Here is a 24,504-nt window from a genome sequence, read left to right as displayed (position 1 = left end):
CGGACGCCTGCACGGGAGGGACGGCCCTGCTCGACGACCCGGCGTCGGCCCCGCGCCACCGGGAGCCGCGATGCGTAACACTGTGTGTCGTGTCGAATACGAAGAATGACGGCGGTGGCGCCGGGGCGAGCGGCGCACCCAGTCCCGACGCCACGCTGCCGGTCCTCGACCGGCAACAGGTCGGGGTACTGCGCCGGGTGGGCCGGGAATGGGGCCGGGCGGCCGGGGATCCGCAGGCGTGGCGCCGGGCGCTGCCGGTGGACCCGGAGCTCGGCCGCTTTCCGGCCTCCTCCGAGATCCGGCCGGTGCGCTTCGGCCGCTTCGTGCGGGTGGCCACGGTCGGCGGGCAGCCGCCGGTCGAGGCGGGCGGCAAGGACACCCCGACCTCCCGACTCGGCCGGGCGGGCGCCGGGGTCAGGCACGTGCTGCTCGGGGCCCCGCTGCGCAGTACCGCGATCGCGCACGAGCGGATGCGCAAGCTGGTGGCGCTGCCGGTGCTCTCCGCCGACGCGCTCTCGTCCGTCGCCTACGGGCCCGAGGCGATGCTGGCCGTCCTGGTCCTGGCGGGCACCGCCGGCCTGCGCTACTCGGTCCCCATCGCCGCGACGATCGCGTTCCTGATGCTGGCGGTCGGGGTGTCCTACCGTCAGACGATCCGCGCCTACCCGCACGGCGGCGGCTCGTACATCGTCGCCACCGCGAACCTCGGCCGCCTCCCCGGGCTGGCGGCGGCCGCCGGTCTGCTGACGGACTACATCCTCACGGTCGCGGTCTCGATCGCCTCCGGCATGGAGGCCGTCACCTCGGCGGTCCCCTCGCTGCGGGGCGACGTCGTGCCGATCGGCCTCGCCGTGATCGGCGTGCTGCTCGCCGGGAACCTGCGCGGCGTACGGCAGGCGGGCGTCCTGTTCGCCGCACCGACCTACGCCTTCGTCCTCGCCGTCCTCGCCCTCATCGCCTTCGGCCTGTACGACGCGGCCGGCCACGGCTTCCAACCCACCGCCACTCCGCAGTCGACCGCGACCGAGGGGGTCGGCGTACTCCTGGTCCTGCGCGCCTTCGCCTCCGGCTCGACGGCGATGACCGGCATCGAGGCGATCTCCAACGCCGTCCCGGCCTTCCAGCCCACCGAGTGGCGCAACGCCCGTACCACCCTGACCTGGATGGTCGGCCTGCTGATCGTGCTCTTCGCCGGCACGGTCGCGCTGGTCCACCTCGACGGCGTCGTCCCCGACGCCCAGGAGACGGTGCTGTCGCAACTCGCCCACCGCGCCTTCGGCCCGGGCTTCGGCTACGTCTTCACCCAGGCCGCCACGGCCGCGATCCTGCTCCTGGCGGCCAACACCGCCTACAACGACTTCCCCCGCGTCCTCTACCTCCTGGCACGCGACAACCAGGCGCCGCGGATCTTCCTACGGCTGGGCGACCGGCTGGCCTTCAGCAACGGCATCGTCGTGCTCTCGGTCGCCGCGGCCGCGATCTACGCGGCGTTCGACGGCATGACGGCGCCGCTGATCCCGCTGTACGCGGTCGGCGTGTTCCTCGCCTTCACGCTGTCGCAGACCGGGATGGTCGTGCACTGGTGGCGCCTGCGCGACCGCCACTGGCGCAAGAGTCTGATCTTCAACGCCGTCGGCGCGCTGCTCTCGGCGGTCGTGCTCGTCACCGCCGCGATCACCAAGTTCACCTCGGGCGCGTGGTTCGCCGCGCTCGTGGTGGGCCTGTTCATCCTGGTGGCCACCAGGATCCGGCACCACTACGAGCAGGTCGCCGCGGCGCTCGCCCTGCACCCGCACGCCGTCGAGGTCCCCGGCCGGGCCCTCACCCGGCCGCGCCCACGGGACGGCGCGCCCGCACCCTCCGCGGAGGCGAAAGCGGAGGGTGAGCGCGAGGCGGAGAGCGAGGCCGAGAGCGAGGCCGAGAGCGAGGAGACTCCCGAGGAGATCCACCCCCTGCTGATCGTGCCGATCGCCGCACTGGACCTGGCCGGCATGCGCGCCCTCGCCTACGCCGCCTCGCTCCGCCAGCCCGTCCTCGCCCTGCACATCAGCGCCAGCGAGGAGGAGGCCCGGCGCTTCCGCGCGTACTGGAACCTGTGGGGCGACCACCTGCCCCTGAAGATCCTCCTCTCCCCCTACCGCACGATCGTCGCGCCCCTGGTCAACTACATCGAGTCCCTGCACGACCAGCGCCCGGACCTCACCCTGACCGTCGTCCTCCCGGAGATCGTCGTACGGCACCGGCGCCACCGCCTCCTGCACAACCGGCTCGCCCCCCGCCTGCGCAGGGCGCTCCGCCCGCTGCCGAAGATCGTCGTCACCACCGTCCCCTTCCACGTCTGAGGCCTGTCCGGGTGTCCGCACCCGGACCGCTACGCGCCGGCGGGCCAGGAGGCGGCGCGGCTTCGGGCGACGTCCGCCCGCCGGCCGACCTCGCCCTCGCCGGTGGCGGGCACGAGCGCCGAGGGCAGGACGTCGGTACCGGGTTCCGGTCCGGTCGCGCCGCGGCCCGGCTCCGGGGCGAGCAGTTCGCTCGCGGTCCGGCTGTCGGCGGGGTCGGCCGCCCGCGACATCAGCCGCTCGGCGGTGACGGCGTCCGTCTCCGGTGGTACGACCAGCAGGTTCAGCCGCAACGGAGCGTACGAGCAGACCACGATCAGGTGCTCGTCCTGCTCGATGGTGAACCAGCCCACGTGGACGGTGTGCCCGGCGACCGGGGCCCGGTGCGGGACGGTCGGCCACTGCGCGGGGTTCACGGTGACCCGGGTGACCCGCCCCCACGGACCGTCCAATGCGGCGGCGAGGGAGGGGAGTTCGAGGAGAAGGTCACGCGAGCGGGGCCACCAGGCGCCGTCCAGCCGACCGGGCCGGGTGCCCTCGGGTACCCGGGAGAGCCGTGCTGCGGGTTCCGGGGCGGTGGGCGTCATCGCGCGATCGAGGGTCGTGGTCATGATCGAAGACCTGTCCCCGGACCCGGCCTCGGGCCGGATCCGGCATCGCCGTTCGCCGGAGACGACGCCAGTTGTCTTGCCCGGCATGCGAGGTGCCTTCGGTGATGTCCAGGCTACTCTCCGCCAGGCCCGGACCTCGTATGGTCTGCCAGGATGGGCGTCCTCGACCCCGGGCGCGGCGAAAGGGCGGCACAGCGGTGGAACTCGACCCGAAGAGGCTGCTGATCCTGCGCCGGATCGCCGACGCCGGCAGCGTGGCGGGCGCCTCGCGTGCGCTGGGCCACACCCCCTCCGCGGTGTCCCAGCAACTGGGCCGGCTGGAACGCGAGGTCGGCGTCCCCCTGGTGGACCGCACCGGCGGACGGGCCGAACTGACCGCCGCCGGCCGCCTGTTGGCGGGCTACGGCGACCGGATCGGCCAGGCGCTCCAGGACGCCGCCCGCGACCTGCGCGCACTCGGCGCCGCCGCCACCGGCCCGGTCGCCATCGGCGTGCCGCCGCCCGCCATCACGTTCTTCGCCACCACCGCCGTCCACCTGCTCGCCCGCACCCACCCCGACCTGGCCCCCCGCCTGGTGGAGACCGGACGGCAGGAGGGCCTGCGCGCGCTGCGCCTGGGCGAACTGGACGTCCTGGTCATCGAGGACGACCGGCAGGAGCCCACCCCGCTGCCGCCCGGCGTCGAGGCGAGCGTCATGTTCGAGGACGCCTACCGCCTGGTCGTCCCCTCCGACTGGACCCCGCCCACCGACCCCGCCCAGCTGTCCGGCCGCCCCTGGATCGCCGCCCCGGCCGGCTCACCCCGGCAGCTGGCCTTCCGACGCCTGGCCGCCCGGCACGACATCGTGCCCCTGGTCGAGCACACCGCCCGCTACCGCTTCGCCGTCTACACCATGCTCGCCGCCCGTCTGGGCGCGGCGATCCTGCCCGCGAACGCCGCCGCCCTGATCGGCCCGGCCGCCGGCACCGTCACCACGCTGCCGGTGCCGGGCGCCTACCTGGTGCGCCTGCTGCGCCGCACCGGACCGTGGGGGGCGCCGCCGGCGGTGCGGGCGGCGGCCGAGGCGCTGCAGAGCGCACTGCTGGCGGCGAGCGAGCGGCTGGCGGCCCAGGGCCTGACCGAGAGTGAGCCGCGCGTGAACGGCCACCTGGTCGACCCCAGCGAGCCGAGCGCACCCGCCGGCCCGCACGCCGGGACACCGTAAGCACTGCTGAACGCCGGGGGTGAGCGCCGCTTGCTGGTGCCCGGCCCGGCCCTCTGCCAGCGTGGCCGGGTGACCACCATCGCGGACGAGCGACCCCCCGCCCCTCCTCCTACCCCCTCCGGCGGGCTGCGCCGCCGGGCGCGCGCCGCCACGCGCCTGCTCCAACGGGCGGCCTGGGCCACCACGCTGGTCGGCGCGGTGACGACGGCCTGCACGTCGTGGGGATCCACGCCCTGGTACGCCGGCTGGATCGGCGCGGCCGGTGCGGCGGCACTCGCGGCGCTGGCCTCGCCGGTGCGGCTAGCCCTGGGCGAGAGCCCGCGCTCCGGCTCCGCCTCCGCCCTGTTCCACGCCGCCATGCTCGCCCTGATGGTCTGCGCCTTCGCCGGCTGCTTCGCCTTCTCCCTCAGCGGCTGGTTCCACGAGCACGACCGCGACCTGCACGCCACGCTGCGGGTGTCCGCCACCGTCACCGGCTGCCACAGCAGCGGTGACACCAGCACCGAGTGCACCTTCCTCTGGACGGCGGACGGGCACGAGTACCGCGCCGCCGAGGGCACGGACGTGCAGTGGCCCGACGGGCACCGGGTCGACGTACGGATCGATCCCGCCCACCCGCAACGGGATCCCGTCACCGACGGCGGCTACTGGCCACTGTGGATCGCGGTCGTCGTGGGCGGGCTCGGCATCCCGTTCAGCCTGTGCGTCTGGTGGGTCCTGGAGGAGGCCGCGAACTACTGACGCCGCGCCGAGGCGGGCCCGGCGGGTACGGGTGTCAACCAAAGGACCATCCCGATCTCCGCCTCCGAGCCGACCGGAACGCCCTCTTCCGCCTCCTAGGGTCGAAGACGAACCAGTCGAAAGCCCCGTCAGGAGTTCCCGTGTCCGTGAAGCCCGCCGACGTTCCCATCCGGGTCGCCGCTCTCACCTCGCTCGCCCTCTCGGGTGTCCTCGTCCTGATCGGTTGCGAACCCGGCGTCGAGAACCGCGACGGCGCGACGACGGGCGCCACCAGGCCGGCAGCGGGCCCGACCACGGATCCGGCGGCCCCGGCCGATCCGGTCCGAGGCGCAGACCTGCTCGGCGGCCACGACTGGTCGCACTTCGCCGGGGCCACCGCCGGGGCCGACGGGGTTCGCATCCGGCCGCTCGGCCGGATGATCGTCAAACAGGACGGCACCGGCGGACAGCCCAACCCGCCGGTCAACCTGCACGGCCCGCACCTGGAGGTGGGCGGCGACTTCGAACTCACCGCGGAACTGCGCGGCACCGCGCACGCCGCCGCCTACCTCCAGCTGTACGGCGAGCTGCCGGTCGTCTACGACGAGTGGCGCCAAGAGCGGCGCAGCGTCCGACTCGGCGTGGTCGACGGCCGGCTGGAGGTGGCCGTGTTCGACGGCGCCAAGGCCGCTCCGGCCGTGACCCGGACGTTCGGCTCCGGACTGCCGGACGACTTCACGCTCGTCCTGGCCCGGCACGGCGACGTCCTGTCCTTCCGCGCCGGTGACACGGCACTCGGCGAGCTGCCCGCCTCCGGCGCGTTCGCCTCCTCGCAGGTCTGGTTCGGCGCGGACGCGGCGCTCGGCGGCCAGGGCTGGCGGCTCGCCGCCCTCCGGGCGCGCCCGCTGGACGGCGGAGAGGTCACCGTCGTGGACACCGCCCGGCCCACGGACCGGCGCGCCGCCGCCCCCGACTCCCTGCGCGCCCTCGCCGCCGCCCGCCCCCGCCCGCTCGGCGTCGGCACGGCCGTCGCCTCGGCGCCGCTGGCCGCCGACCCCGCCTACCGGGAGCTGGTGGCCGGGCAGTTCTCCGTGCTGACTCCCGAGAACGACCTGAAGCCGCAGTTCGTCCAGCCGCAGCCCGGCGTCTTCGACTTCACCGGGGGCGACAGCCTGGTGGAGTTCGCCGACGCCAACGGCATGCGGGTGCACGCCCACACCCTGGTCTTCGGCGAGGCGCTCCCGCGCTGGATGCGGGAGACTCCCACCGAACGGCGCGAGGAGGTGATGACGAGCCATGTCACCGGTGTCGCCGGGCACTTCAAGGGCCGGGTGGCCGAGTGGGACGTGGTCAACGAGCCGATGTCCGTCCAGGACGAGGACTACGGCCCGGGCCGGAGCGGCCTGCGCCGGCACGTGTGGCAGCAGGCGATGGGCGAGCAGTACATCGACAAGGCGTTCCGGGCCGCTCGCACCGCCGACCCCGACGCCAAGCTGTACGTCAACGAGTTCGGCCTGGAGAGCGACGGCCCCCGCTGGGACGCCTTCCTCGCCCTGGTCAAGCGGCTCAAGCAGCGCGGCGTCCCGCTGGACGGGGTCGGCTTCCAGGCGCACGTCCACGAGACCGACGACCACGTCGATCCCGCCGTGCTGGCCGGCCACTTCCGGGCACTCGCCGAACTCGGGCTGTCCGTAAGGATCTCCGAGATCGACGTGCACGGTGAGGACCGCGAGGCGCAGGCCGGGCAGTTCGCCCTGGTCGCCAAGGTCTGCGCACAGACCCCCTCGTGCACCTCGTACGGCACCTGGGGCGTGACCGACCGGTACGGTTCGACCGCCGCTCACGACAGCTACCCGATCGCCCCGGGGGACGAGCTGATGTGGGACACCGGGCTGAAGCCGAAGCCCGCCGTCGCTGCGGTCCGGGGCGCACTCACGGCCGCCGGGTGATCATCTCCGCGTCACCGGGGTGTGGAAGCATGCCCCCATGCCTCGTCCGACCAGCCGGGAAACCGCTCAGCCGTCCGAATCGAACCCCGCAGCGATGCTGCTGAGCCTCTCCGTCCGCATGCCCCGACCGGTCACCGACCTCGCACCCGCCGCGCTCGCGCTCCTGGTGCTCGTCCCGCTCGCCGCCGACGACCCCGACGTCGGCCCGACCGCCTCGCCGACGGTCAACGCGGCGCTGCTGGCGACCGGGGCCCTCGCCCTCGCCGTCCGGCGGCGGTACCCGGCAGCGGTCGCGGCGATCGCCCTGCTCGGCGGCCAGCTCCCGCTCGCCGTCGCCCTCTACGGGCTGGCCGCCCGCCGGGGCGCCACCCGGGTGCCGGCCGTGTTCGCGGTGCTCGCCGGGGCCCGGCTGGCGTACCCGTTCGACCCGGGGGACCTCACCGAGCTCTCGGCCCTCGCCACGGTGATCGAGGACCCGCTGGTCTTCGGCGCCGTCCCGCTCGCGCTCGGCCTCACCGCCCACCAGCGCGCCCGCGCCGTCGCCGCGCTCGCCGAACGCAACCGGCTGCTGGAGGCGGCCCGCCGGTACGCCGAGGAGCGCGCCGCCGCCGCCGAACGTGCCCGGCTCGCCCGGGAGATGCACGACGTCGTCTCCAACCGCGTCTCCCTCATCACCCTGCACGCCGGCGCCTGCCAGGTCGCGGCCGCCGACGACCCGACGGCCGTCCGGGAGACCCTCGGCCTGATCCGCGCCCTCGGCCTCCAGGCCCTCACCGAACTGCGCGGCCTGCTCGGCGTCCTCACCCCGGCCTCCGACCAGGGCCCCTCACTGCACGGACTGCCCGCCCTGGTCGAGGAGTCCCGCCAGGCCGGACTCGCCGTCGACCTCACCCTCACCGGCCCCGCCGAAGGACTGCCCGCCCCCGGACCGGCCGTGCAGTACGCCACCTACCGGATCGTCCAGGAAGCCCTGACCAACGCCCACAAGCACGCCCCGGCCGCCGAGGTCGCCGTCACCGTCGAGGTCCACCCGGACGGGCTGCGCCTGGACATCGTCAGCTCCCCCGCCACGGCGGCCGACCCGGACGGGCCCCGGCTGCCCTCCGGCGGCCACGGCCTGGACGGCATGCGCACCCGCGCCGACGACCTCGGCGGCACCCTGCACGCCGGCCCCACCACCGAGGGCGGCTTCGCCGTCCGGGCCCGCCTACCGCTGACCGCCGCGAAGACGACCGCCGAGGCCGCCGCGTGATCACCGTCCTGCTCGCCGACGACGAGACCATGGTCCGCACCGGGCTGAAACTGCTGCTGCGGGCCGAGGCCGACATCACCGTCGTCGCGGAGGCCGCCGACGGCGACCAGGCGCTGGCCGCCGTCGCCGACCACCGGCCCGACGTGCTGCTGCTCGACCTGCACATGCCCCGGCGCAACGGCCCGGCCGTGCTCCACGCGCTGGCGGACGCCGACTGCGCAACGAAGGTCCTGATCCTCACCACCTTCGACAGTGACGAGCACCTGTTCCCGGCCCTCCACGCCGGGGCGAGCGGGTACCTGCTCAAATCCGCGCCGCCGGACGAACTCCTGCGGGGCATCCGGGCCTGCGCGGCCGGCGAGACGGTGCTCTCCTCCCGGGTCGCCGGACGGGTGGTGGCCCGGATGCTCCAACAGGACAGCGCCCTTGCCGGACACACCCCCGCCTCCGCCGAATCGGCGCTGGCCGGCCTCACCCACCAGGAACGGGCCGTGCTCGACCTCCTCTCCGAGGGCCTGCCCAACGCGGCCGTCGCCGAACGGCTGGCGCTGTCCGTCTCCACCGTCAAGACCTACGCGAGCCGGATCAACACCAAGCTCGGTGTGGCCAGCAGACTCCAGGCGGCCCTGCTGCTCCAACGGCTGCGCACGGGTGGGCAGGGGGCCTGAGCACCGCTCAACGCCGGGGCGGCCGCGGGGACGGCGGGCCCGCGCGGGCAGGCCGGTGGGGTACCGGGGTGCAGCATCGCGGTCATACTTGATCGGAAGTCGATCGAAAGATATGGTCCGATCAACCAGCGGCGGTTCGGAGCAGTACGGGGGACAGGCGATGACCATCTCGGCCGAGGAACGTCGGGACCTGATCCTCAAGGCCGTCGGCGAGGCGAGCGGGCCCCTGCGGCTCGCCGACCTCGCGGCGCGGCTCGCCATTCCGGCGGTGACCGTGCGGCGGGACGTCGCCGCGCTGGCCGAGGCCGGCCGGGTGGGGCGCTCGCACGGGTTCGTCGTACGGCGCACACCGGAGAAGCCGACGGACTCCGAGGGCGGGACCCGCACCCTCGGGCTGCTGGTGCCCTCCGTCGGGTCGTACTTCGACGAACTGATCAACGGCGCCCGGGCCGCCGCGACGGCGGCGGGCGCCCGACTCGTCCTCGGCATCGCCCCCTACGAGGCCCGCGACGACCGCACGCAGGCCGAACGGCTGCTGGAGTCCGGCCTCGACGGGCTGCTGCTCGCACCCAACCTCCTGCCGGGCCGGCCCGCGCAGGCCCACGACTGGCTGGACGACCTGCCGGTGCCCGCCATCCTGGTCGAACGCGGCGCGCCCGAGTACGGGGGCCCCGGCGCCGGCCTGGACTCCGTCGGCTCGGACCACCGGCAGGGCGTCCTCCTCGCGCTGCGCCACTTCGCCGACCTCGGCCACGACCGGGTCCTGCTCGCGGCCCGCGGCGACTCCTGGACGGCCCGGGAGGTCCGGGCCGGCTACCAGCACGGCACCCGACTGCTCGGACTGGCCGCCCTGCCCGTCCTGGACACCCTCGATGACGACGGCCGCCCCGCCGACTCCGACCGGCTCGCCGGGCTGATCGCCGACGCCGTGTCCGACGGCGTCCGCGCCGCCCTCATCCACAACGACCAGGACGCGATCCAGCTGCTCCCGCTGCTCCGCGCCCGCGGCCTCGCGGTACCCGACGACCTCGCGCTGATCGCCTACGACGACGTGTTCGCCGCCCTGGCGGCCCCGCCGCTGACCGCCGTCGCCCCGCCGACCCGCGCGGTCGGCGAGACCGCCGTCGGCCTCCTGCTGCGCCGCCTCACCGCCGGGCCCGACCTGCCGGTGCACCGGATCTCCCTGCTTCCGGCCCTGCGCATCCGCACCTCCTGCGGCGGCTGAACCCCCAGCCCCGGCCGGGGAGCCCGTCCAGCTGCCACCCTCGTGGCCCGGCCCGCCCATGGGGCGGGCCGGGGAGCGCTACCGCCGCAGTCCCGCCAGCCAGGCGGCGGCCGCGCCGAGCAGCGGAGCCAGCGGGGCGGCCTCGGGGTACCACGGCACCTCGTACTCCCAGCAGACCCAGGCGTCGGCCGGCAGCAGGGCAAGGCAGGCGGCGATCGGCAGGGTGCCGGCGCCGAGCGGCAGTGGCGTGCGGTCGGCGGCCGAGGCGACGTCCTTGACCTGGACGTGGCCCAGCCGGCCGGCCAGCGCCCGGTGGGTGGCCTGCGGCGGCTCCCCGCCGAGGACGGTGTGCTGGAGGTCCCACAGGGCGCCGACGGCCGGGTGGTCGACGGGGGCGAGCAGCCGGGCGAGGTCGCGGCCGGTCGGGTGCGAGTCGTGCGTCTCGACCAGGACCCGGACGCCGAGCGCGGCCGCGCGGCCGGCGGCGGCGGCCAGCCGCCGGGCGGCGCGCCCATCAGCCCGTTCGTCGGCCGCCGCCGGGCCGGGCGCGGCGCCGCCGCGCGGGAAGACCCGGACGGCCGGGCAGCCCAGGTCGGCGGCGAGTTCCAGGTGTCCGCCGAGGTCGGCGAGCAGTGGGGCGTCCGCGCCCGGGGCGGCGATGCCGAGGTAGGAGGCCAGCGCGAGCGGAACCGTCCCGGTGGACGCCAGTGCGCGCACGGCGGCGCGCCGCTCGTCGGCGGTCAGTCCGGGGTGGACCGGCTGGCCCGGGGCGCAGCGCAGTTCCAGCCCGTGCCAGCCGTGGTCGGCGGCGAGGCGCGCGGCGGCGGCGAGCGGCAGGTCGGGCAGGCCGAGGGTGGACAGGGCGAGTGGCACGGGTGCTCCTCAGGTCCGGGCGCCGGGCGGAAGCCGGCGGGCGAAGGCCGCTCCCGGCGACAGCTCCGCCTCGTGGACGGCGCCGTCGGGCCACCGCACCCACAGCCGGTAGGCCCCGTCGGGGGCGGCCGCCACGTCCGCCGTCAGGCCGTCGAGCGGCGGGAGTTCGTCCGCGGCGGCGGTGAGACGGGCTGCGGTGAGGTGAGCGGTGGTGAGGCGGACAGCGGTGAGACGGGCGGCGCACACCAGCAGGTGGGCGGCCCCGCCGGTGGCGCCGGTCAGGACCGGCAGGGCGGCGGCCGCTCCGAAGGCCGTGCCGTCCGGGACGGGGCTGGTGCGGGCGGCGGTGTAGCCGTGCAGGGTGCGCAGTTCGCTGGTCAGCAGCCGGCCGTCCAGCGTGTGGGCGGTGGCAGTGGCGGCGGCGGCAGTGCCGGTGCCGGGCCGGGCGGGCGGCAGGTGGTCTCCGGCGACGGCCCAGCCGCCCTCGCGCAGCGGGGTGCCGGGCGGGGCGCCGACGACCAGGTGGGCGCGGACCTCGTCGGCGCCGTGGGCGAGGGTCAGCGAGGTGACGGTGACGCCGGGCAGGGGGTGTCCGGCGGCCCGGGGGCGGTGGGTGGAGGCCGCCCAGCCGTCGCCGGTGGCGAGCGGGGTGATGGGGCCGCGTTCGGTGGGTTCGCCGTCGACCAGCAGGGCGAGGTGGTTGTCGGCCGGGCCGGTGTGGACGGGGCCGGTGGCGGTGGAGTGGGCGAGCCGCGCGTAGTGCGGGTCGTCGGGGTGGACGCGGTCGGCGGGCTGGTCGTCGCTGCCGTGGTTGTGGAGGCGGACCAGGCCGTCGGCGGCGGTGGACTGGACCAGCCAGCCGGGGCCGGGCAGCGCCCGGACGGTGTCGCGGCGTTCGGCGGGCGCGGGCTCCTCGCGGTCGGTCCAGGCGGGGTGGTCGGCGGGCAGCAGCAGGCCGAGGAAGCCGGAGGCCGCCCAGTAGGGCGAGGCGGGGCCGGAGTAGGGCTGGACGAGCGGAGGGTGGGGGCCGTACCAGCCGAGGGTGAGCAGGCCGTCGGGGCCGGTGGCGCCGCGGTCGAGGAAGTGGCGCAGGGCGCCGGAGGCGAGTCGGCGGGTGGTGCCGGGGGTGAGCGGGGTGTGGCCGGTGAGGGTGCCGGCCCAGAGCGGGGCGGCGGCGGCGAACCGGTAGATCAGCGAGCGGCCCTGGTGCACCGGCGCGCCGTCGCCGCCGAACAGGTGGGCGTGGTCGGCGAGGTGGGCGGCGAGCCGGGGGCCGTACTCGGCGAGCAGGGCGCGGTCGTCGGCGAGATGGGCGTGCAGCACGGGGTAGAGGTGCAGGGCCCAGCCGTTGTAGTGGTCGAAGGCGCGGGGGCGGCCGTCGGTGTACCAGCCGTCGCCGAGGTAGAAGCGGTCGATGCGTTCGAGGCCGCGCCGGACGGCGGCGCGGGCGGCGTGCTCCTCGATGCCGGCCTCGGCGAGGAAGCCGCCGACGGCGAGCGGGAAGAGCCACCAGTTGTTGTCGTTGGGCGTGCGGTGGAGGGTCCCGGCGAGCCACCGTGCGGTTCTGGTCCGGACGTCGGCGGGGAGGCGGTCCCAGAGCCAGGGGCGGGTCAGCCGCAGGGCGAACGCGATGGCGGCGGCCTCGACCATGGCCTGGCCGCGGTCGGTGACGACGGGCCAGGACGCCGGGTCGTCGTCGGTGAGGTCGCGTGCGGTGGTGGGGTGGCGGGTGCCGGCGTCGAGTCCGGCGGCGTAGCGGTCGAGCAGGCCGTGCGGGTCGGCGCCGCCGGCGCCGGCGATCCGCAGGGCGGCGAGGAGGAAGGTGCGGGCGAAGCCTTCGAGGGCGTCGGAGCGGCGGCCGGACCAGCTCGGCCGGGGGCCGGGGAGGTCGATCAGCGCGTGTCCGGGGCCGGCCCAGGGGAGGACGGCGTCGAGCAGGCCGTCGGCGGCGGCCTCCCAGTGGGCTCTGGTCCAGCCGGTGCGGGGGCTGAGGGCGTGGTCTTCCGGGGGCAGCAGCACGGCGGTGTCCTCCATGGCCCGGGGCTCGGGAGTCGCGCCCCGTGCGGGGAATCTAGAAAGCGGTTGATCGTTCGTCAAGGCTTTTGATCGCAACGGATCATTTGATCCAGATCTCTTGACTTCGATCGATCGCCCGCCCAGGATGGCGACCACTTGCCCGCCCGGTCGCGGCCACCGGCAGCCCCACTGACCCCCCGGCCGCGCCCCCCTCTCCCGGAGTCGTGCATGCCCTCACTCCCGCTCCCGCTCCCCCACCCCCGGCGCAGACTCCCCCACCCCCGGCGCAGACTCCTCCGCGCCGCCGCCGGCGGCCTGCTGTCCACCGTCCTCCTCGCCGCCTGCGCCGGCAGCGGCGGCGGGGCCCCGAAGGCCGACGACGGCAAGCCGGTCACGCTGACCTTCTGGGCCTGGTCCAAGGGCACGAAGGAGGTCGTCGCCGCCTTCAACGCCTCCCACCCCGACGTCAACGTGGTCTACGAAGAGATACCGTCCGGCACGGCTGGCGGGTACGCCAAGATCTCCAACGCGGTGAAGGCCGGCAACGCCCCCGACGTGTTCAACGTCGAGTACGCCCAACTGCCGGACTTCGTCAGCCAGGGCGCCGTCCAGGACATCTCCGGGCTCGTGCCCGGCGAGCTCAAGGCGAAGTACCTGCCGCAGACCATGGACCTGACCACCCTCGGCGGCCGCACCTGGGCGCTGCCGCTGGACGCCTCGCCGCAGGCCTTCTACTACCGCAAGGACCTCTTCGACCGGGCCGGCCTCACCCCGCCGAAGACCTGGGACGAATTCCGCACCGCCGCGCAGAAACTGAAGCAGGCCCAGCCGGACACCCGGATCGCCACCTTCTTCCCCGACGACCCGGCCACCTTCGAGGCGATGGCCTGGCAGGCCGGCGCCCACTGGTTCACCGGCCGCGACGACGCCTGGAGCGTCGACCTCAACGGCGCCGGGACCAAGCAGACCGCGGACTACTGGCAGCAGTTGATCGCCGAGGACCTGGTCCGCGTCCAGCCCTCGTTCAGCCAGCCGTGGACGGCCTCGCTGCAGAAGGGCGAGACCGCCGGCTACCTCGGCGCCTCCTGGGGCGGCGGGGTGCTGAAGGGGACCCTGCCCGACGCGGCCGGCACGTGGGCCGTCGCCCCGGTGCCCAGTTGGGACGGCACCCCGGCCAGCGGCATGGTCGGCGGCACCACCTTCGCCGTCTCCAAGAACAGCAAGAAGGCCAAGGCGGCGGTCGAGTTCGCCACCTGGGCGACCACCACGCCGGAGGGCATCAAGGCCCGGATCGCCTCCGGCACCTCCTCCGCCTTCCCGGCCGCGCCCGCGCTCGTCCCGGTGGCCGAGGAGGCCTTCAAGGCCGACTTCTACGGCGGCCAGGACGTGTACGCGCTCTACACGGACGCCGCGAAGTCGATCAAGCCGAACTGGCAGTGGGGCCCGACGATGAACGCGACCAACAACGCGCTCAAGGACGCGTTCGGCAAACTCACCCAGGGCGGCACCGTCCAGGCGGCCCTCGACGCCGCGCAGCAGTCCACCCTGGCCGAGCTGAAGAACCGCGGCCTCAAGGTCAAGCAGTGACCGCCCAGCCGCCCCGCACCGGGCCCGGGCCCGCCGTCGCCGCCCGCGCCCGCCGGCGCGGGCGGTACGGGGCGCCGGCCGTCCTGCTCGCCCCGTTCGTGCTCCTGTTCACCGCCTGCACGCTCGTCCCGATCGGCTACGCCGTCCACCTCAGCCTGTACACCGAGCACCGATCCGGGCTCGGCTTCGGCGGCGGCGAGACGGTCTTCACCGGCCTCGGCAACTACGCCCGGGCGCTCGGCGACCAGGCGTTCCGCTCGGGCTTCTGGACCACCGCGCAGTACTGCCTGCTCTACATCCCGCTGATGACGGGGCTGGCGCTGCTCCTCGCGCTGCTGCTGGACTCCGCGCTGGCCCGCGCCCGCCGCTTCTTCCAGCTGGCGCTGTTCCTGCCGCACGCGGTGCCCGGCATCATCGCCGCGCTGATCTGGGTCTACCTGTACACGCCCGGCATCAGCCCGGTCATCGACCTGCTGAACGCCGGCGGCGCCCACCCCGACCCGTTCGGCGCGCCGCTGCCCGCCGTGGTCAACATCGCGCTCTGGGAGTGGACCGGCTACAACATGGTCATCTTCTACGCCGCGCTCCAGGCCGTCCCGCGCGAAGTCCTCGAAGCGGCCGTCGTCGACGGCGCCGGACCGCTGCGGACCGCCGTCAGCGTCAAGATCCCGCTCATCCGCGCCTCGATCGTGCTGGTCGGCCTGTTCACCCTGATCGGCTCGCTCCAGCTCTTCACCGAACCGATGATCCTGCACGGCGCCTCCCCCGGCGTCGTCTCCACCTGGACACCCAGCATGTACGCCTACACCGCCGCCTTCGACCGGGGCGACTACGGCCTGGCCGCCGCCGCCTCGGTGCTGCTCGCGCTCGCCGCCGCCGCGCTGTCCTTCCTCGTCACCCGGGCCACCCGCCCGCGCCCGGACCGCCGGACGGAGGCCACCGGATGACCACGCTCGCCCCCGGACGCCGCCCCCGGCAGCGCTCCGCCGCCCGCAGCCACCCGCCCCGCCGGCCGTGGAGCCTCTCCAAGGCCGCCGTCAACGGCGCCCTCGTCCTCGCCACCGCCTACACCCTGCTGCCGCTGCTGTGGCTGGTGACCGCCGCCGCCAAGAACACCGGCGACCTGCTCGGCGGGCGCGCCCTCTCCCCCGCCACCTGGCACCTCGGCGAGAACCTGCACGCGCTGGCCACCACCGGGGACGGCATCTACTTCCGCTGGTACCTCAACTCCCTGCTGTACGCCGGGCTCGGCGCACTGGCCTGCGCCCTGGTCTGCGTCTGCGCCGGGTACGCGTTCCACGTCCACTCCTTCCCCGGCAAGGAGAAGCTGTTCGGCCTGGTGCTGCTCGGCGTGCTGGTGCCCACCACCACGCTGGCCCTGCCGATGTACCTGCTCGCCTCGGACCTCGGCGTGGTCAACACCTTCTGGGCGGTCTTCGTGCCCTCCCTGGTCAACCCCTTCGGCGTCTACCTCGCCCGGGTGTTCTGCGCGGGCTACGTCCCCGGGGAGGTGCTGGAGGCGGCCCGGATGGACGGCGCGGGCGAACTGCGCACCTTCTGGTCGATCGGCCTGCGGATGATGACGCCCGGCTTCGTCACGGTGTTCCTCTTCCAGTTCACCGCGATCTGGAACAACTTCTTCCTCCCCCTGGTGATGCTCTCGGACAACCGGCTCTTCCCGGTCAGCCTCGGCCTGTTCAGCTGGAACGCCCAGACCCACGCCTTCCCCGAGTACTACCCCCTCGTCGTCAGCGGCTCGCTGCTCGCCGTCCTCCCGCTGGTGGCGGCCTTCGTCGGCCTGCAACGCCACTGGCGGGCCGGCCTGACCGCAGGAAGCGTCAAATGACCACCACCACAGCCGACATCCGCTCCCCCGCCTCCCCGGCCCGCCGGCCCCGCGCCCTGCTCGCGATGGACCGCGCCCTGCCCGCCCGGCTGCTCGACCGGCACGCCGTCCAGCGGCTCACCGACCTCGCCGACCTCGACCCCGACCTGGTCGTGGACGACTTCGCCACCCCCGAGGCCGCCGCCGCGCTGGCCCGCACCGAGGTCATCATCAGCGGCTGGGGCTGCCCGCCGCTGGACGAGGCCGTACTGGCCGCCGCGCCCCGGCTGCGCGCCGTCATCCACGCCGCCGGCTCGGTCAAGCACCACGTCACCGACGCCTGCTGGCGGCGCGGCCTCCAGGTGACCTCGGCGGCCTGGGCCAACGCGCTGCCCGTCGCCGAGTACACCGTCGCCGCCGTGCTGCTCGCCAACAAGCGGCTGCTGGCGATCCGCGAGGACTACCGGCACCGGCGCGCCCCGCACGACTGGCAGGGTGCCTACGCCGCCGCCGGGAACTACCGGCGCACGGTCGGCGTCGTCGGCGCCTCCCGGATCGGGCGCCGGGTGCTCGAACTGCTCGGCCCGCACGACCTCGACCTGCTGCTGTACGACCCGTACGTGGAGGCCGCCGAGGCCGCCGCGCTCGGCGCCCGGGCCGTCGGCCTGGACGACCTGTGCGCCTCCTCCGACGTGGTCACCGTGCACGCCCCCGAACTGCCGGAGACCCACCACCTGGTGGACCGCCGCCGGCTCGCCCTGATGCGCGACGGCGCCACCCTGGTCAACACCTCCCGCGGCTCGCTGGTCGACCAGCAGGCGCTCACCGACGAACTCGTCGCCGGCCGCCTGGACGCCGTCCTCGACGTCACCGTCCCCGAGGTCCTGCCCGCCGACTCACCGCTGTACGAGCTGCCGAACGTCCTGCTCACCCCGCACGTGGCCGGCTCGCTCGGCGGCGAGCTGCACCGGATGGCCGCCGCCGCGGCCGACGAACTCGCCCGCTACGCGCGGGGCCTGCCGTTCGCCCACGCCGTCCACCCCGAAGGCATCCACCGCACGGCCTGACCGCGCCCCCCGTCACCAGCTGCACGGCCTGACCGCGCCCCCGCCAGCACCAACACCACCAGCTGCAAGGAGAACACCCGTGGACCGCAAGGTGATCGGCGTCGTCCTGAACGGCGTCACCGGCCGCATGGGCCACCGCCAACACCTCGTCCGCTCGATCCTCGCCATCCGCGAGCAGGGCGGCCTCGACCTCGACGACGGCCGGGTGCTCTGGCCCGAACCCATCCTGCTCGGCCGCAACGAGGCCAAGCTGCGCGCCCTGGCCGAACGCCACGGCCTGGAGCACTGGACCACCTCGCTCGACGAGGCGCTCGCCCACCCGCTCACCGAGGTGTACTTCGACGCCCAGGTGACCCCCGCCCGGGAGGCCGCCCTGCGCGCCGCGATCGCTGCCGGCAAGCACGTCTACACCGAGAAGCCGACCGCCGAATCCCTCGACGCCGCCCTGGAGCTGGCCCGCCTCGCCCGGGCGGCCGGCGTCCGCAACGGCGTCGTCCAGGACAAGCTGTTCCTGCCCGGGCTGCGCAAGCTCAAGCGGCTGGTCGACGGCGGGTTCTTCGGCCGGATCCTGTCCGTGCGCGGCGAGTTCGGCTACTGGGTCTTCGAGGGTGACTGGCAGAACGCCCAGCGCCCGTCCTGGAACTACCGCGCCGAGGACGGCGGCGGCGTGATCCTCGACATGTTCCCGCACTGGCGCTACGTGCTGGACAACCTCTTCGGGCCCGTCCGCACGGTGTACGCGCACGCCTCCACCCACATCCCCCGCCGCGTCGACGAGCAGGGCCGGGCCTACCCCGCCACCGCCGACGACGCCGCGTACGGCGTCTTCGAGCTGGCCGACGGCGTCGTCGCGCAGATCAACTCCTCCTGGGCGGTGCGGGTCGACCGGGACGAACTGGTCGAGTTCCAGGTCGACGGCACCGAGGGCAGCGCCGTCGCCGGGCTGCGCGAGTGCCGCATCCAGCACCGCGCCACCACCCCCCGGCCGGTCTGGAACCCGGACCTCCCGGCCACCGACCCCTTCCGCGCCCAGTGGCAGCCGGTGCCCGCGAACGAGGAGTACGACAACGGCTTCAAGGTGCAGTGGGAGCTGTTCCTGCGTCACGTGGCGACCGGCTCCGCCTACCCGTGGGACCTCCTGGAGGGCGCCAAGGGCGTCCAGCTCGCCGAACTCGGCCTGCGCTCGGCGCGCGAGGGCCGCCGGCTCGACGTCCCCGAGCTGGTGCTCTGATGGCCGAACTGGACCTGCCCGGACACGGCCGGCTGCGGCTGCGCGAGCCCGCACCGCTCGACCTGCCCGCACACCCGCCCGCCTCCCGCACGGCCTTCGCGGCCGCCCACGTCGTCGCCGACCCGCTCGGCCCCAACGCCGCCGGCGCCCCGGCCGCCCTGGACTGGGACGCCACCCTCGCCTTCCGCCACCACCTCTGGTCGCTCGGCCTCGGCGTCGCCGACGCCATGGACACCGCCCAGCGCGGCATGGGCCTGGACTGGGCCGCCACCCGCGAACTCATCACCCGCTCCGGCGCGGCGGCCCGCGCCGTCGGCGGCCGGCTCGCCTGCGGCGTCGGCACCGACCAACTCACCGACCCGGCAGGCTCCCTGAGCGACATCCCGGCCGCCGCCCTGAGCGAGGTCGCGGACGCCTACGAGGCGCAGCTCGCCGTGGTCGAGGCGGCCGGCGCGCAGCCCGTCCTGATGGCCAGCCGGGCCCTCAACTCCCGCGCCCGCGGCCCGGAGGACTTCCTCCGCGTCTACGACGGGCTGATCCGGCAGTCCGCCCGGCCGGTGATCCTGCACTGGCTCGGCGCCGCCTTCGACCCGGCACTGGCCGGCTACTGGGGCTCCGCCGACCTCGACGCGGCCACCGACACCGTCCTCACCCTCATCCGCGAACACCCCGGTCGGATCGACGGCATCAAGGTGTCGCTGCTGGACGCCGACCGGGAGGTCGCGCTGCGCCGCGCCCTGCCCGCCGGGGTGCGGCTCTACACCGGCGACGACTTCCACTACCCCGCACTGATCAAGGGCGACGAACTCGGCCACAGCGACGCCCTGCTCGGCGTCTTCGACCCGATCGCCGGCCACGCCGCGGCAGCCCTGCACGCCCTGGACGCCGGCGACACCGCCCGCTACGACGCGCTGCTCGGCCCGACGCTGCCGCTGGCCCGGCACCTCTTCGCGGCGCCGACCTTCCAGTACAAGACCGGCGTGGTCTTCCTCGCCTACCTGGCCGGCCACCAGGAGCACTTCACCATGGTGGCCGGCGCCCAGAGCGGCCGGTCCGTACCGCACCTCGTCGAACTGTTCCGGCTCGCCGACGCCGCCGGGGTGCTCCCCGACCCCGAGCTCGCGGCCGACCGGATGCGCCGCTACCTCGCCCTGGCCGGGTGGTCGGCATGACCGCACCTCACCCCGCCGAACGGGGTACCGCCGCCCCCGGGCTGGAACGGCTCTCGCTCAACCAGATCACCACCAAGCACTGGTCCCTGCCCGAGGCCGTCCGGGGCTGCGCGCAGGCGGGCATCCCGGCGATCGGCCTGTGGCGGGACAAGGTCGCCGAGACCGGAACGGCCCGCGCCGCCCGGCTGGTCCGCGACAGCGGCCTGACCGTCAGCAGCCTCTGCCGGGGCGGCTTCCTCACCGCCGCCGGGGCCGAGGGCCGCCGCGCCGCGCTCGACGACAACCGGCGGGCCGTCGAGGAGGCCGCCGAACTCGGCACCGACACCCTGGTGCTGGTCGTCGGAGGCCTGCCCGAGGGCAGCCGCGACCTGCCCGGCGCGCGCGCCCGGATCGCCGACCTGCTCGCCGAACTCGCTCCGTACGCCGGGCAGTTCGGCGTACGACTGGCCATCGAACCGCTGCATCCGATGTTCTGCGCCGACCGCGCCGTGGTCTCCACCCTCGGCCAGGCGCTCGACCTCGCCGCGCCGCACCCCGCCGCCCAGGTCGGCGTGGTCGTCGACAGCTACCACGTCTGGTGGGATCCGGCGCTGCCCGAGCAACTCACCCGGGCGGGCCGGGACGGCCGCATCGCCGCCTACCAGGTGTGCGACTGGACGCTGCCGCTGCCCGCCGACGTCCTGCTCGGGCGCGGCCACGTCGGCGACGGCCACATCGACTTCCGCTCCCTCACCGACCAGGTCACGGCGGCGGGCTACACCGGCTGGATCGAGGTGGAGATCTTCAACGAGCGGATCTGGGCCACCCCCGGCGCACAGACCCTCGCCACCGTGGCCGACCGCCACCGCACCCACGTGGTCGCCGCGCCACACCGGTAGCCGTTGGCCTACCCTGGCAGCCCGTGCCACACCCTCGAAAGCTGGTCACGCGATGATCGAAACGATCGAACTCGACTACGACGACTCCGGATTCCGCCGCAACGGGGCCCCGCACCGGATCGTCGCCGGCGCCCTGCACTACTTCCGCGTCCACCCCGAGCTCTGGGACGACCGGCTGCGCCGCCTGCGCGCCCTCGGCGTCAACACCGTGGACACCTACATCCCCTGGAACTTCCACGAACTGCCCACCGGCGAGATCGACTTCACCGGCTGGCGGGACGTGGCCCGGTTCGTCCGGCTGACCCAGCAGCACGGACTGGACGTCATCCTGCGGCCCGGCCCCTACATCTGCGCCGAATGGGAGTTCGGCGGCCTGCCCGCCCGCCTCCTCGCCGTCGACGGCCTGCGCCTGCGCTGCGCCGACCCCGCCTTCCTGGCCGCCGTGGACGGCTGGTTCGACGCCCTCGTGCCCGAGCTGCTGCCGCTGCTGGCGAGCCGCGGCGGCCCCGTCGTGGCCGTCCAGGTCGAGAACGAGTACGGCAGCTACGGCACCGACGCCGGCTACCTCGCCCACCTGCGCGACGGCCTCCTCGCGCGCGGCGTGGACTGCCTGCTGTTCACCGCCGACGGCGCCGAGGACTTCATGCAGCAGGGCGGCGCGATCCCCGGCCTGCTCGCCACCGCGACCTTCGGCTCCCGCGCCCCCGAGCGCTTCGAGGTGCTGCGCCGCCAGCAGCCCAAGGGGCCGCTGGCCGCCATGGAGTTCTGGATCGGCTGGTTCGACCGCGTCGGCGGGCCCCACCACGTCCGCGACCCGCAGGAGTCCGCCCGCTCCCTGGACGCACTCCTCGCCACCGGCGCCTCCGTCAACCTCTACATGGCCCACGGCGGCACCAACTTCGGCCTCTGGTCCGGTGCCAACCACACCGGCACCAGCCCCGACACCCCGGGCTACGAGCCCACCACCACCAGCTACGACTACGACGCCCCCATCGGCGAGGCCGGCGAACTCACCGCCAAGTTCCACGCCCTGCGCGACGTCATCGGCCGGTACCTCCCCCTGCCCGACGGCGAACTCCCCGCCGAGCCGCCCCGCCTGGCCCCGCGCCGCATCGACCGCAGGACCGGCCGGGCCCGCCTGTTCGACTCCCTGGACGCGCTGGCCACCCCGCACCACCGGCCCGTCCCGGAACCCATGGAGAACCTCGGCCAGTCCCTCGGCCTCATCCACTACCGCACCCGCGTCCCCGGCCCCCGCCCCACCCTGCCGCTGCGCATCGACGGCCTCGGCGACCGCGCCCAGGTCTTCGCCGACGGCCGCCCCCTCGGCACCCTCGACCGCAACGACCCCGGCGCCACCCTCCCGCTGGCCACCGCGCCGGCCGGCACCACCCTGGACATCCTGGTCGAGGCGCTCGGCCGCACCAACTACGGCCCCCAGCTCGACGACCGCAAGGGCATCCGGCGGGGCGTCTCGCACGAACGCCAGCGCCTCCACGACTGGGAGATCCGCCCGCTCCCCCTCACCGACCTGAGCGGCCTGGCCTTCGACCCGGCCACCGCCGCCACCGACGGCGACCCGGCCTTCCACCGCTTCGAGACCGACCTCGACACCCCCGCCGACGCCTTCCTCGCCCTCCCCGGCTGGGGCCGCGGCCTGCTCTGGCTCAACGGCTTCCTCCTCGGCCGCTACACCGACGAGGGCCCGCAACGCACCCTCTACGCCCCCGCCCCGCTCTGGCACCCGGGCACCAACACCCTCGTCCTCCTCGAACTCACCCGCCACGGCGAAGCCCTCGACCTGCGCGACCGACCCGACCTCGGCCCCGTCACGGACGCCCCCAGCTCCGAGTTCTGAAACTCCGCCTCACCGACATCGTGACCGCCCTGCTCACCGGCTACGCCGTCGCCTCGACCCGGCCGGCCGGCCGCGGACTGAGCGTCCTGCGGTGGCCACCTACCGGCGCCGGCCCCAGCAGGTGATCAGCGGGGCGGTGGTCACGTCCAGTTCGGTGTCGCGGAGGTTGGCCAGGTGCCGGTCCAGGTCGGCGGCGGGGAGGTCGGGGCCGACCAGCTGGTCGCGGAGCTGACGGACCGTCGCCGCCTCCAGCTCCCGGCAGGCCGGGGAGGTGACGGGGAAGTACGCCTCGGCGGCGACGTCCGTCAGGCCCGCCTCGCGCAGCAGCCGGGGCAGGGTGCGGCCGAAGGCGAGGTCGGCGCCGCGCTCGGCGAGCCGGGCCCGGAACGCCCGGCGCACCCGGTTCGCCAGCTCCTGGTCCGGTCCGTGCTCGTCCGGGCAGGCGAGCGGTTGCAGGGCCGGGTCCGCGTCCTCGACCACCAGCCAGCCTCCGGGCCGTACCGCCGACGCCAGCCGCCGCAGCACCTCGGCCCGGTCGGGCAGGTGCACCAGCACCAGACGGACGTGCACCAGGTCGAACAGCTCGTCGGGCAGCGGGTCGCGGGTGACGTCGTGCCGCAGGACCTCGACGCGGTCGGCGGGCAGTCCGGTCAGCCAGCTGGTGTCGAGGTCGCTGGCCAGGACCCGGCCCGCCGGCCCGACCCGCTCGGCCAGTGCCAGCGGGATCCCCGGGCCGCCCGCACCCACCTCCCAGCAGTGGTGCCCGTCGGCCGGGCCCAGCCGGTCCAGGTGCTCCAGCGTCCACGGGTCGAACAGCTCGGCGATGCCCTCGAACCGTCGACCCGCCTCCCGCTGCCGGTTGTCCAGCAGGTAGCCGCGCTCGTCGCCCATGCTCCGCGCCTCTCGGATCGCCCTTGCCCGTCGCCCCGCCCGTCGCTCGACGCGGCCGACCGCGATGGTAGGCGATCGGTGCCGGGTGCGCGCAGGCGCCCCGGGCTGCGGGTGGGAACCGAGGGAAGTCGACCGATTAAACTGATCATCCGAAAGTGGATCAGTTTGCATCCTCCGCCGACCCGCCCGAGGTACCGCGATGAGTCAGTCCTGGAAGCCGCTCCCTGACGATCTTTCGGAACCCGCTCGACGTCTGGCCGAGGAACTGCGCGCGGTCAAGGACGCGCACCGGATCTCCCTGGCCGAACTCGGGAAGAGGACCTACCTCAGCAAGGCCTCCTGGGAACGCTGGTTGAACGGGAAGCGCCTGATCACCCCGCAGGCCCTGGCCGGCCTGATCGCCACGGTCGAGTGCGACGCCGATCTGCTCACCTCCCTGCTGCGGAAGGCCGAGGCCGCGCGCGACGCGCACGAGGCGCTCTCCCCGGCGCCCGCGCCCGCAGCGCCGGCCGAAGCGCCCGACGCCGCCCCCGCCTCGCCGCGGCCCGCCCCGTGGCGGCGGCCGGCGGCCGGCGTGGGGGCCGCCGTGGCCGCCGTGCTCATCCTGTTCGCGGCCCTGTACCTGCGCGGCCCGCACGGCGGCAACGGCACGGCATCGGCGGCGACGCTCCCGCCGAAGACGGCGGCGGCGACGACGGCAGCGGCGACCGCCGGGCCGGCGCCGCTCTGCGAGGGCGTCGGCTGCGCGGGCAAGGACCCCCAGGACATGCGGTGCGACGTCGACCAGCGCACCCTGCTGACCGGCAACGTGGGCAAGGTCGTCCTCTACGTCCACTACAGCCCGCGCTGCCGGGCCGCCTGGTCGGGGATCACCGACGGCTCCCCCGGGGACAGCGCCACCATCACCACCAACCACGGCTGGCAGGAGACCGCCCTGATCCACTGGGGCTACGACAACTACTCCGTGATGGTCGACGCGAGCCCCGGCGACACCACCTTGCAGGTGTGCGGCCACCAGAAGGACGGCGACAACTGCACCGGCGTCGTCACCGACCCCGCCGCCCGCGCGAGCGCCCTCCCCAGCCCCCCGCCTCCGGCCGCCACTCCCACGCCGACGCCGACGCCCTGAGGATCCGC

20 protein-coding genes are annotated in these 24,504 nt (G+C 75.0%); 16 read left to right on the top strand and 4 right to left on the bottom strand.

Annotation, left to right across the window (positions count from 1 at the left end; translation table 11 throughout):
* The first annotated feature begins 470 nt into the window (after positions 1-470).
* Complete coding sequence (locus ACFWPI_RS02460) at positions 471-2,342, top strand: APC family permease (RefSeq protein ID WP_380377092.1); 1,872 nt, start codon at positions 471-473, stop codon at positions 2,340-2,342.
* Positions 2,343-2,371: 29 nt separating this feature from the next.
* On the opposite strand, the gene ACFWPI_RS02455 is transcribed toward ACFWPI_RS02460, so the two are convergent.
* The gene (locus ACFWPI_RS02455) at positions 2,372-2,950 is read right to left on the bottom strand and encodes a DUF5994 family protein (protein WP_380377082.1); all 579 of its coding nucleotides are present in this window, start codon (positions 2,948-2,950) and stop codon (positions 2,372-2,374) included.
* Positions 2,951-3,147: 197 nt separating this feature from the next.
* Here ACFWPI_RS02455 and ACFWPI_RS02450 point away from each other — a divergent pair, with 197 nt between their 5' ends.
* From ACFWPI_RS02450 to ACFWPI_RS02425, 6 genes are all read left to right on the top strand, one after another.
* On the top strand, positions 3,148-4,155 hold the full coding sequence (locus ACFWPI_RS02450) for a LysR family transcriptional regulator (protein ID WP_380377083.1): 1,008 nt from the start codon (positions 3,148-3,150) through the stop codon (positions 4,153-4,155).
* Between the two features lie 69 nt (positions 4,156-4,224).
* Positions 4,225-4,896 carry a DUF3592 domain-containing protein gene (locus ACFWPI_RS02445; protein ID WP_380377084.1) on the top strand — a complete coding sequence of 224 codons (672 nt, stop codon included), beginning with the start codon at positions 4,225-4,227 and terminating at the stop codon, positions 4,894-4,896.
* 140 nt (positions 4,897-5,036) lie between these two features.
* A complete protein-coding gene (locus tag ACFWPI_RS02440) occupies positions 5,037-6,824 on the top strand; it encodes an endo-1,4-beta-xylanase (RefSeq protein WP_380377087.1) in 1,788 nt (595 codons plus the stop codon).
* Positions 6,825-6,918: 94 nt separating this feature from the next.
* Positions 6,919-8,076 carry a sensor histidine kinase gene (locus ACFWPI_RS02435; RefSeq protein ID WP_380424529.1) on the top strand — a complete coding sequence of 386 codons (1,158 nt, stop codon included), beginning with the start codon at positions 6,919-6,921 and terminating at the stop codon, positions 8,074-8,076.
* On the top strand, positions 8,073-8,744 hold the full coding sequence (locus ACFWPI_RS02430) for a response regulator (protein ID WP_380381056.1): 672 nt from the start codon (positions 8,073-8,075) through the stop codon (positions 8,742-8,744). The genes ACFWPI_RS02435 and ACFWPI_RS02430 overlap by 4 nt, the downstream gene beginning before the upstream one ends.
* Before the next feature lie 160 nt (positions 8,745-8,904).
* Positions 8,905-9,969 (top strand): substrate-binding domain-containing protein, encoded by a 1,065-nt coding sequence (locus ACFWPI_RS02425; protein WP_380381058.1) that lies wholly within the window; start codon positions 8,905-8,907, stop codon positions 9,967-9,969.
* A 78-nt stretch (positions 9,970-10,047) separates the two neighbouring features.
* Here ACFWPI_RS02425 and ACFWPI_RS02420 read toward each other — a convergent pair whose 3' ends face one another.
* Entirely contained in the window at positions 10,048-10,842 is a 795-nt protein-coding gene (locus tag ACFWPI_RS02420; protein WP_380424526.1) for a sugar phosphate isomerase/epimerase family protein, read from the bottom strand.
* Between the two features lie 9 nt (positions 10,843-10,851).
* Positions 10,852-12,876, bottom strand: a complete 2,025-nt coding sequence (locus tag ACFWPI_RS02415) for a DUF2264 domain-containing protein (protein WP_380378595.1) — start codon at positions 12,874-12,876, stop codon at positions 10,852-10,854.
* Positions 12,877-13,086: 210 nt separating this feature from the next.
* Here ACFWPI_RS02415 and ACFWPI_RS02410 point away from each other — a divergent pair, with 210 nt between their 5' ends.
* From ACFWPI_RS02410 to ACFWPI_RS02375, 8 genes are all read left to right on the top strand, one after another.
* Positions 13,087-14,445 (top strand): ABC transporter substrate-binding protein, encoded by a 1,359-nt coding sequence (locus ACFWPI_RS02410; protein WP_380378596.1) that lies wholly within the window; start codon positions 13,087-13,089, stop codon positions 14,443-14,445.
* The gene (locus ACFWPI_RS02405) at positions 14,442-15,392 is read left to right on the top strand and encodes a carbohydrate ABC transporter permease (RefSeq protein ID WP_063350583.1); all 951 of its coding nucleotides are present in this window, start codon (positions 14,442-14,444) and stop codon (positions 15,390-15,392) included. Before ACFWPI_RS02410 ends, ACFWPI_RS02405 begins: the two co-directional genes overlap by 4 nt.
* Positions 15,389-16,291 carry a carbohydrate ABC transporter permease gene (locus ACFWPI_RS02400; protein ID WP_380378597.1) on the top strand — a complete coding sequence of 301 codons (903 nt, stop codon included), beginning with the start codon at positions 15,389-15,391 and terminating at the stop codon, positions 16,289-16,291. Before ACFWPI_RS02405 ends, ACFWPI_RS02400 begins: the two co-directional genes overlap by 4 nt.
* Positions 16,288-17,337: a hydroxyacid dehydrogenase gene (locus ACFWPI_RS02395; protein ID WP_380378598.1), complete on the top strand. Its 1,050-nt coding sequence runs from the start codon at positions 16,288-16,290 to the stop codon at positions 17,335-17,337. Before ACFWPI_RS02400 ends, ACFWPI_RS02395 begins: the two co-directional genes overlap by 4 nt.
* Positions 17,338-17,464: 127 nt before the next feature.
* Positions 17,465-18,568: a Gfo/Idh/MocA family protein gene (locus ACFWPI_RS02390; RefSeq protein ID WP_380378626.1), complete on the top strand. Its 1,104-nt coding sequence runs from the start codon at positions 17,465-17,467 to the stop codon at positions 18,566-18,568.
* Positions 18,568-19,740 (top strand): dihydrodipicolinate synthase family protein, encoded by a 1,173-nt coding sequence (locus tag ACFWPI_RS02385; RefSeq protein WP_380378599.1) that lies wholly within the window; start codon positions 18,568-18,570, stop codon positions 19,738-19,740. The genes ACFWPI_RS02390 and ACFWPI_RS02385 overlap by 1 nt, the downstream gene beginning before the upstream one ends.
* Positions 19,737-20,618, top strand: coding sequence for a sugar phosphate isomerase/epimerase family protein (locus ACFWPI_RS02380; protein ID WP_380378601.1), 882 nt, complete (start codon positions 19,737-19,739; stop codon positions 20,616-20,618). Before ACFWPI_RS02385 ends, ACFWPI_RS02380 begins: the two co-directional genes overlap by 4 nt.
* A gap of 52 nt (positions 20,619-20,670) precedes the next feature.
* A complete protein-coding gene (locus ACFWPI_RS02375) occupies positions 20,671-22,476 on the top strand; it encodes a beta-galactosidase (RefSeq protein ID WP_380378603.1) in 1,806 nt (601 codons plus the stop codon).
* Between the two features lie 99 nt (positions 22,477-22,575).
* Here ACFWPI_RS02375 and ACFWPI_RS02370 read toward each other — a convergent pair whose 3' ends face one another.
* Entirely contained in the window at positions 22,576-23,367 is a 792-nt protein-coding gene (locus tag ACFWPI_RS02370; protein WP_380378604.1) for a methyltransferase domain-containing protein, read from the bottom strand.
* Between the two features lie 199 nt (positions 23,368-23,566).
* Between ACFWPI_RS02370 and ACFWPI_RS02365 the strand changes: the two genes are divergently transcribed.
* A complete protein-coding gene (locus tag ACFWPI_RS02365) occupies positions 23,567-24,496 on the top strand; it encodes a DUF2690 domain-containing protein (protein ID WP_380378606.1) in 930 nt (309 codons plus the stop codon).
* The last annotated feature ends 8 nt before the right edge of the window (positions 24,497-24,504 follow it).

It is taken from the genome of Kitasatospora sp. NPDC058492 (genome assembly GCF_042720685.1).
Taxonomy (GTDB): Bacteria; Actinomycetota; Actinomycetes; order Streptomycetales; family Streptomycetaceae; genus Kitasatospora.
This window is presented reverse-complemented; position numbering and strand designations above follow the sequence as displayed.

What these genes read in the sequence shown, in the direction of transcription:
- ACFWPI_RS02370 (WP_380378604.1), bottom strand. Translation starts at nt 23,367, where the DNA reads ATGGGCGACGAGCGCGGCTACCTGCTGGACAACCGGCAGCGGGAGGCG.
- ACFWPI_RS02410 (WP_380378596.1), top strand. Translation starts at nt 13,087, where the DNA reads ATGCCCTCACTCCCGCTCCCGCTCCCCCACCCCCGGCGCAGACTCCCC.
- ACFWPI_RS02415 (WP_380378595.1), bottom strand. Translation starts at nt 12,876, where the DNA reads ATGGAGGACACCGCCGTGCTGCTGCCCCCGGAAGACCACGCCCTCAGC.
- ACFWPI_RS02425 (WP_380381058.1), top strand. Translation starts at nt 8,905, where the DNA reads ATGACCATCTCGGCCGAGGAACGTCGGGACCTGATCCTCAAGGCCGTC.
- ACFWPI_RS02435 (WP_380424529.1), top strand. Translation starts at nt 6,919, where the DNA reads ATGCTGCTGAGCCTCTCCGTCCGCATGCCCCGACCGGTCACCGACCTC.
- ACFWPI_RS02390 (WP_380378626.1), top strand. Translation starts at nt 17,465, where the DNA reads ATGGGCCACCGCCAACACCTCGTCCGCTCGATCCTCGCCATCCGCGAG.
- ACFWPI_RS02375 (WP_380378603.1), top strand. Translation starts at nt 20,671, where the DNA reads ATGATCGAAACGATCGAACTCGACTACGACGACTCCGGATTCCGCCGC.
- ACFWPI_RS02385 (WP_380378599.1), top strand. Translation starts at nt 18,568, where the DNA reads ATGGCCGAACTGGACCTGCCCGGACACGGCCGGCTGCGGCTGCGCGAG.
- ACFWPI_RS02395 (WP_380378598.1), top strand. Translation starts at nt 16,288, where the DNA reads ATGACCACCACCACAGCCGACATCCGCTCCCCCGCCTCCCCGGCCCGC.
- ACFWPI_RS02380 (WP_380378601.1), top strand. Translation starts at nt 19,737, where the DNA reads ATGACCGCACCTCACCCCGCCGAACGGGGTACCGCCGCCCCCGGGCTG.
- ACFWPI_RS02460 (WP_380377092.1), top strand. Translation starts at nt 471, where the DNA reads ATGCGCAAGCTGGTGGCGCTGCCGGTGCTCTCCGCCGACGCGCTCTCG.
- ACFWPI_RS02400 (WP_380378597.1), top strand. Translation starts at nt 15,389, where the DNA reads ATGACCACGCTCGCCCCCGGACGCCGCCCCCGGCAGCGCTCCGCCGCC.
- ACFWPI_RS02455 (WP_380377082.1), bottom strand. Translation starts at nt 2,950, where the DNA reads ATGACCACGACCCTCGATCGCGCGATGACGCCCACCGCCCCGGAACCC.
- ACFWPI_RS02365 (WP_380378606.1), top strand. Translation starts at nt 23,567, where the DNA reads ATGAGTCAGTCCTGGAAGCCGCTCCCTGACGATCTTTCGGAACCCGCT.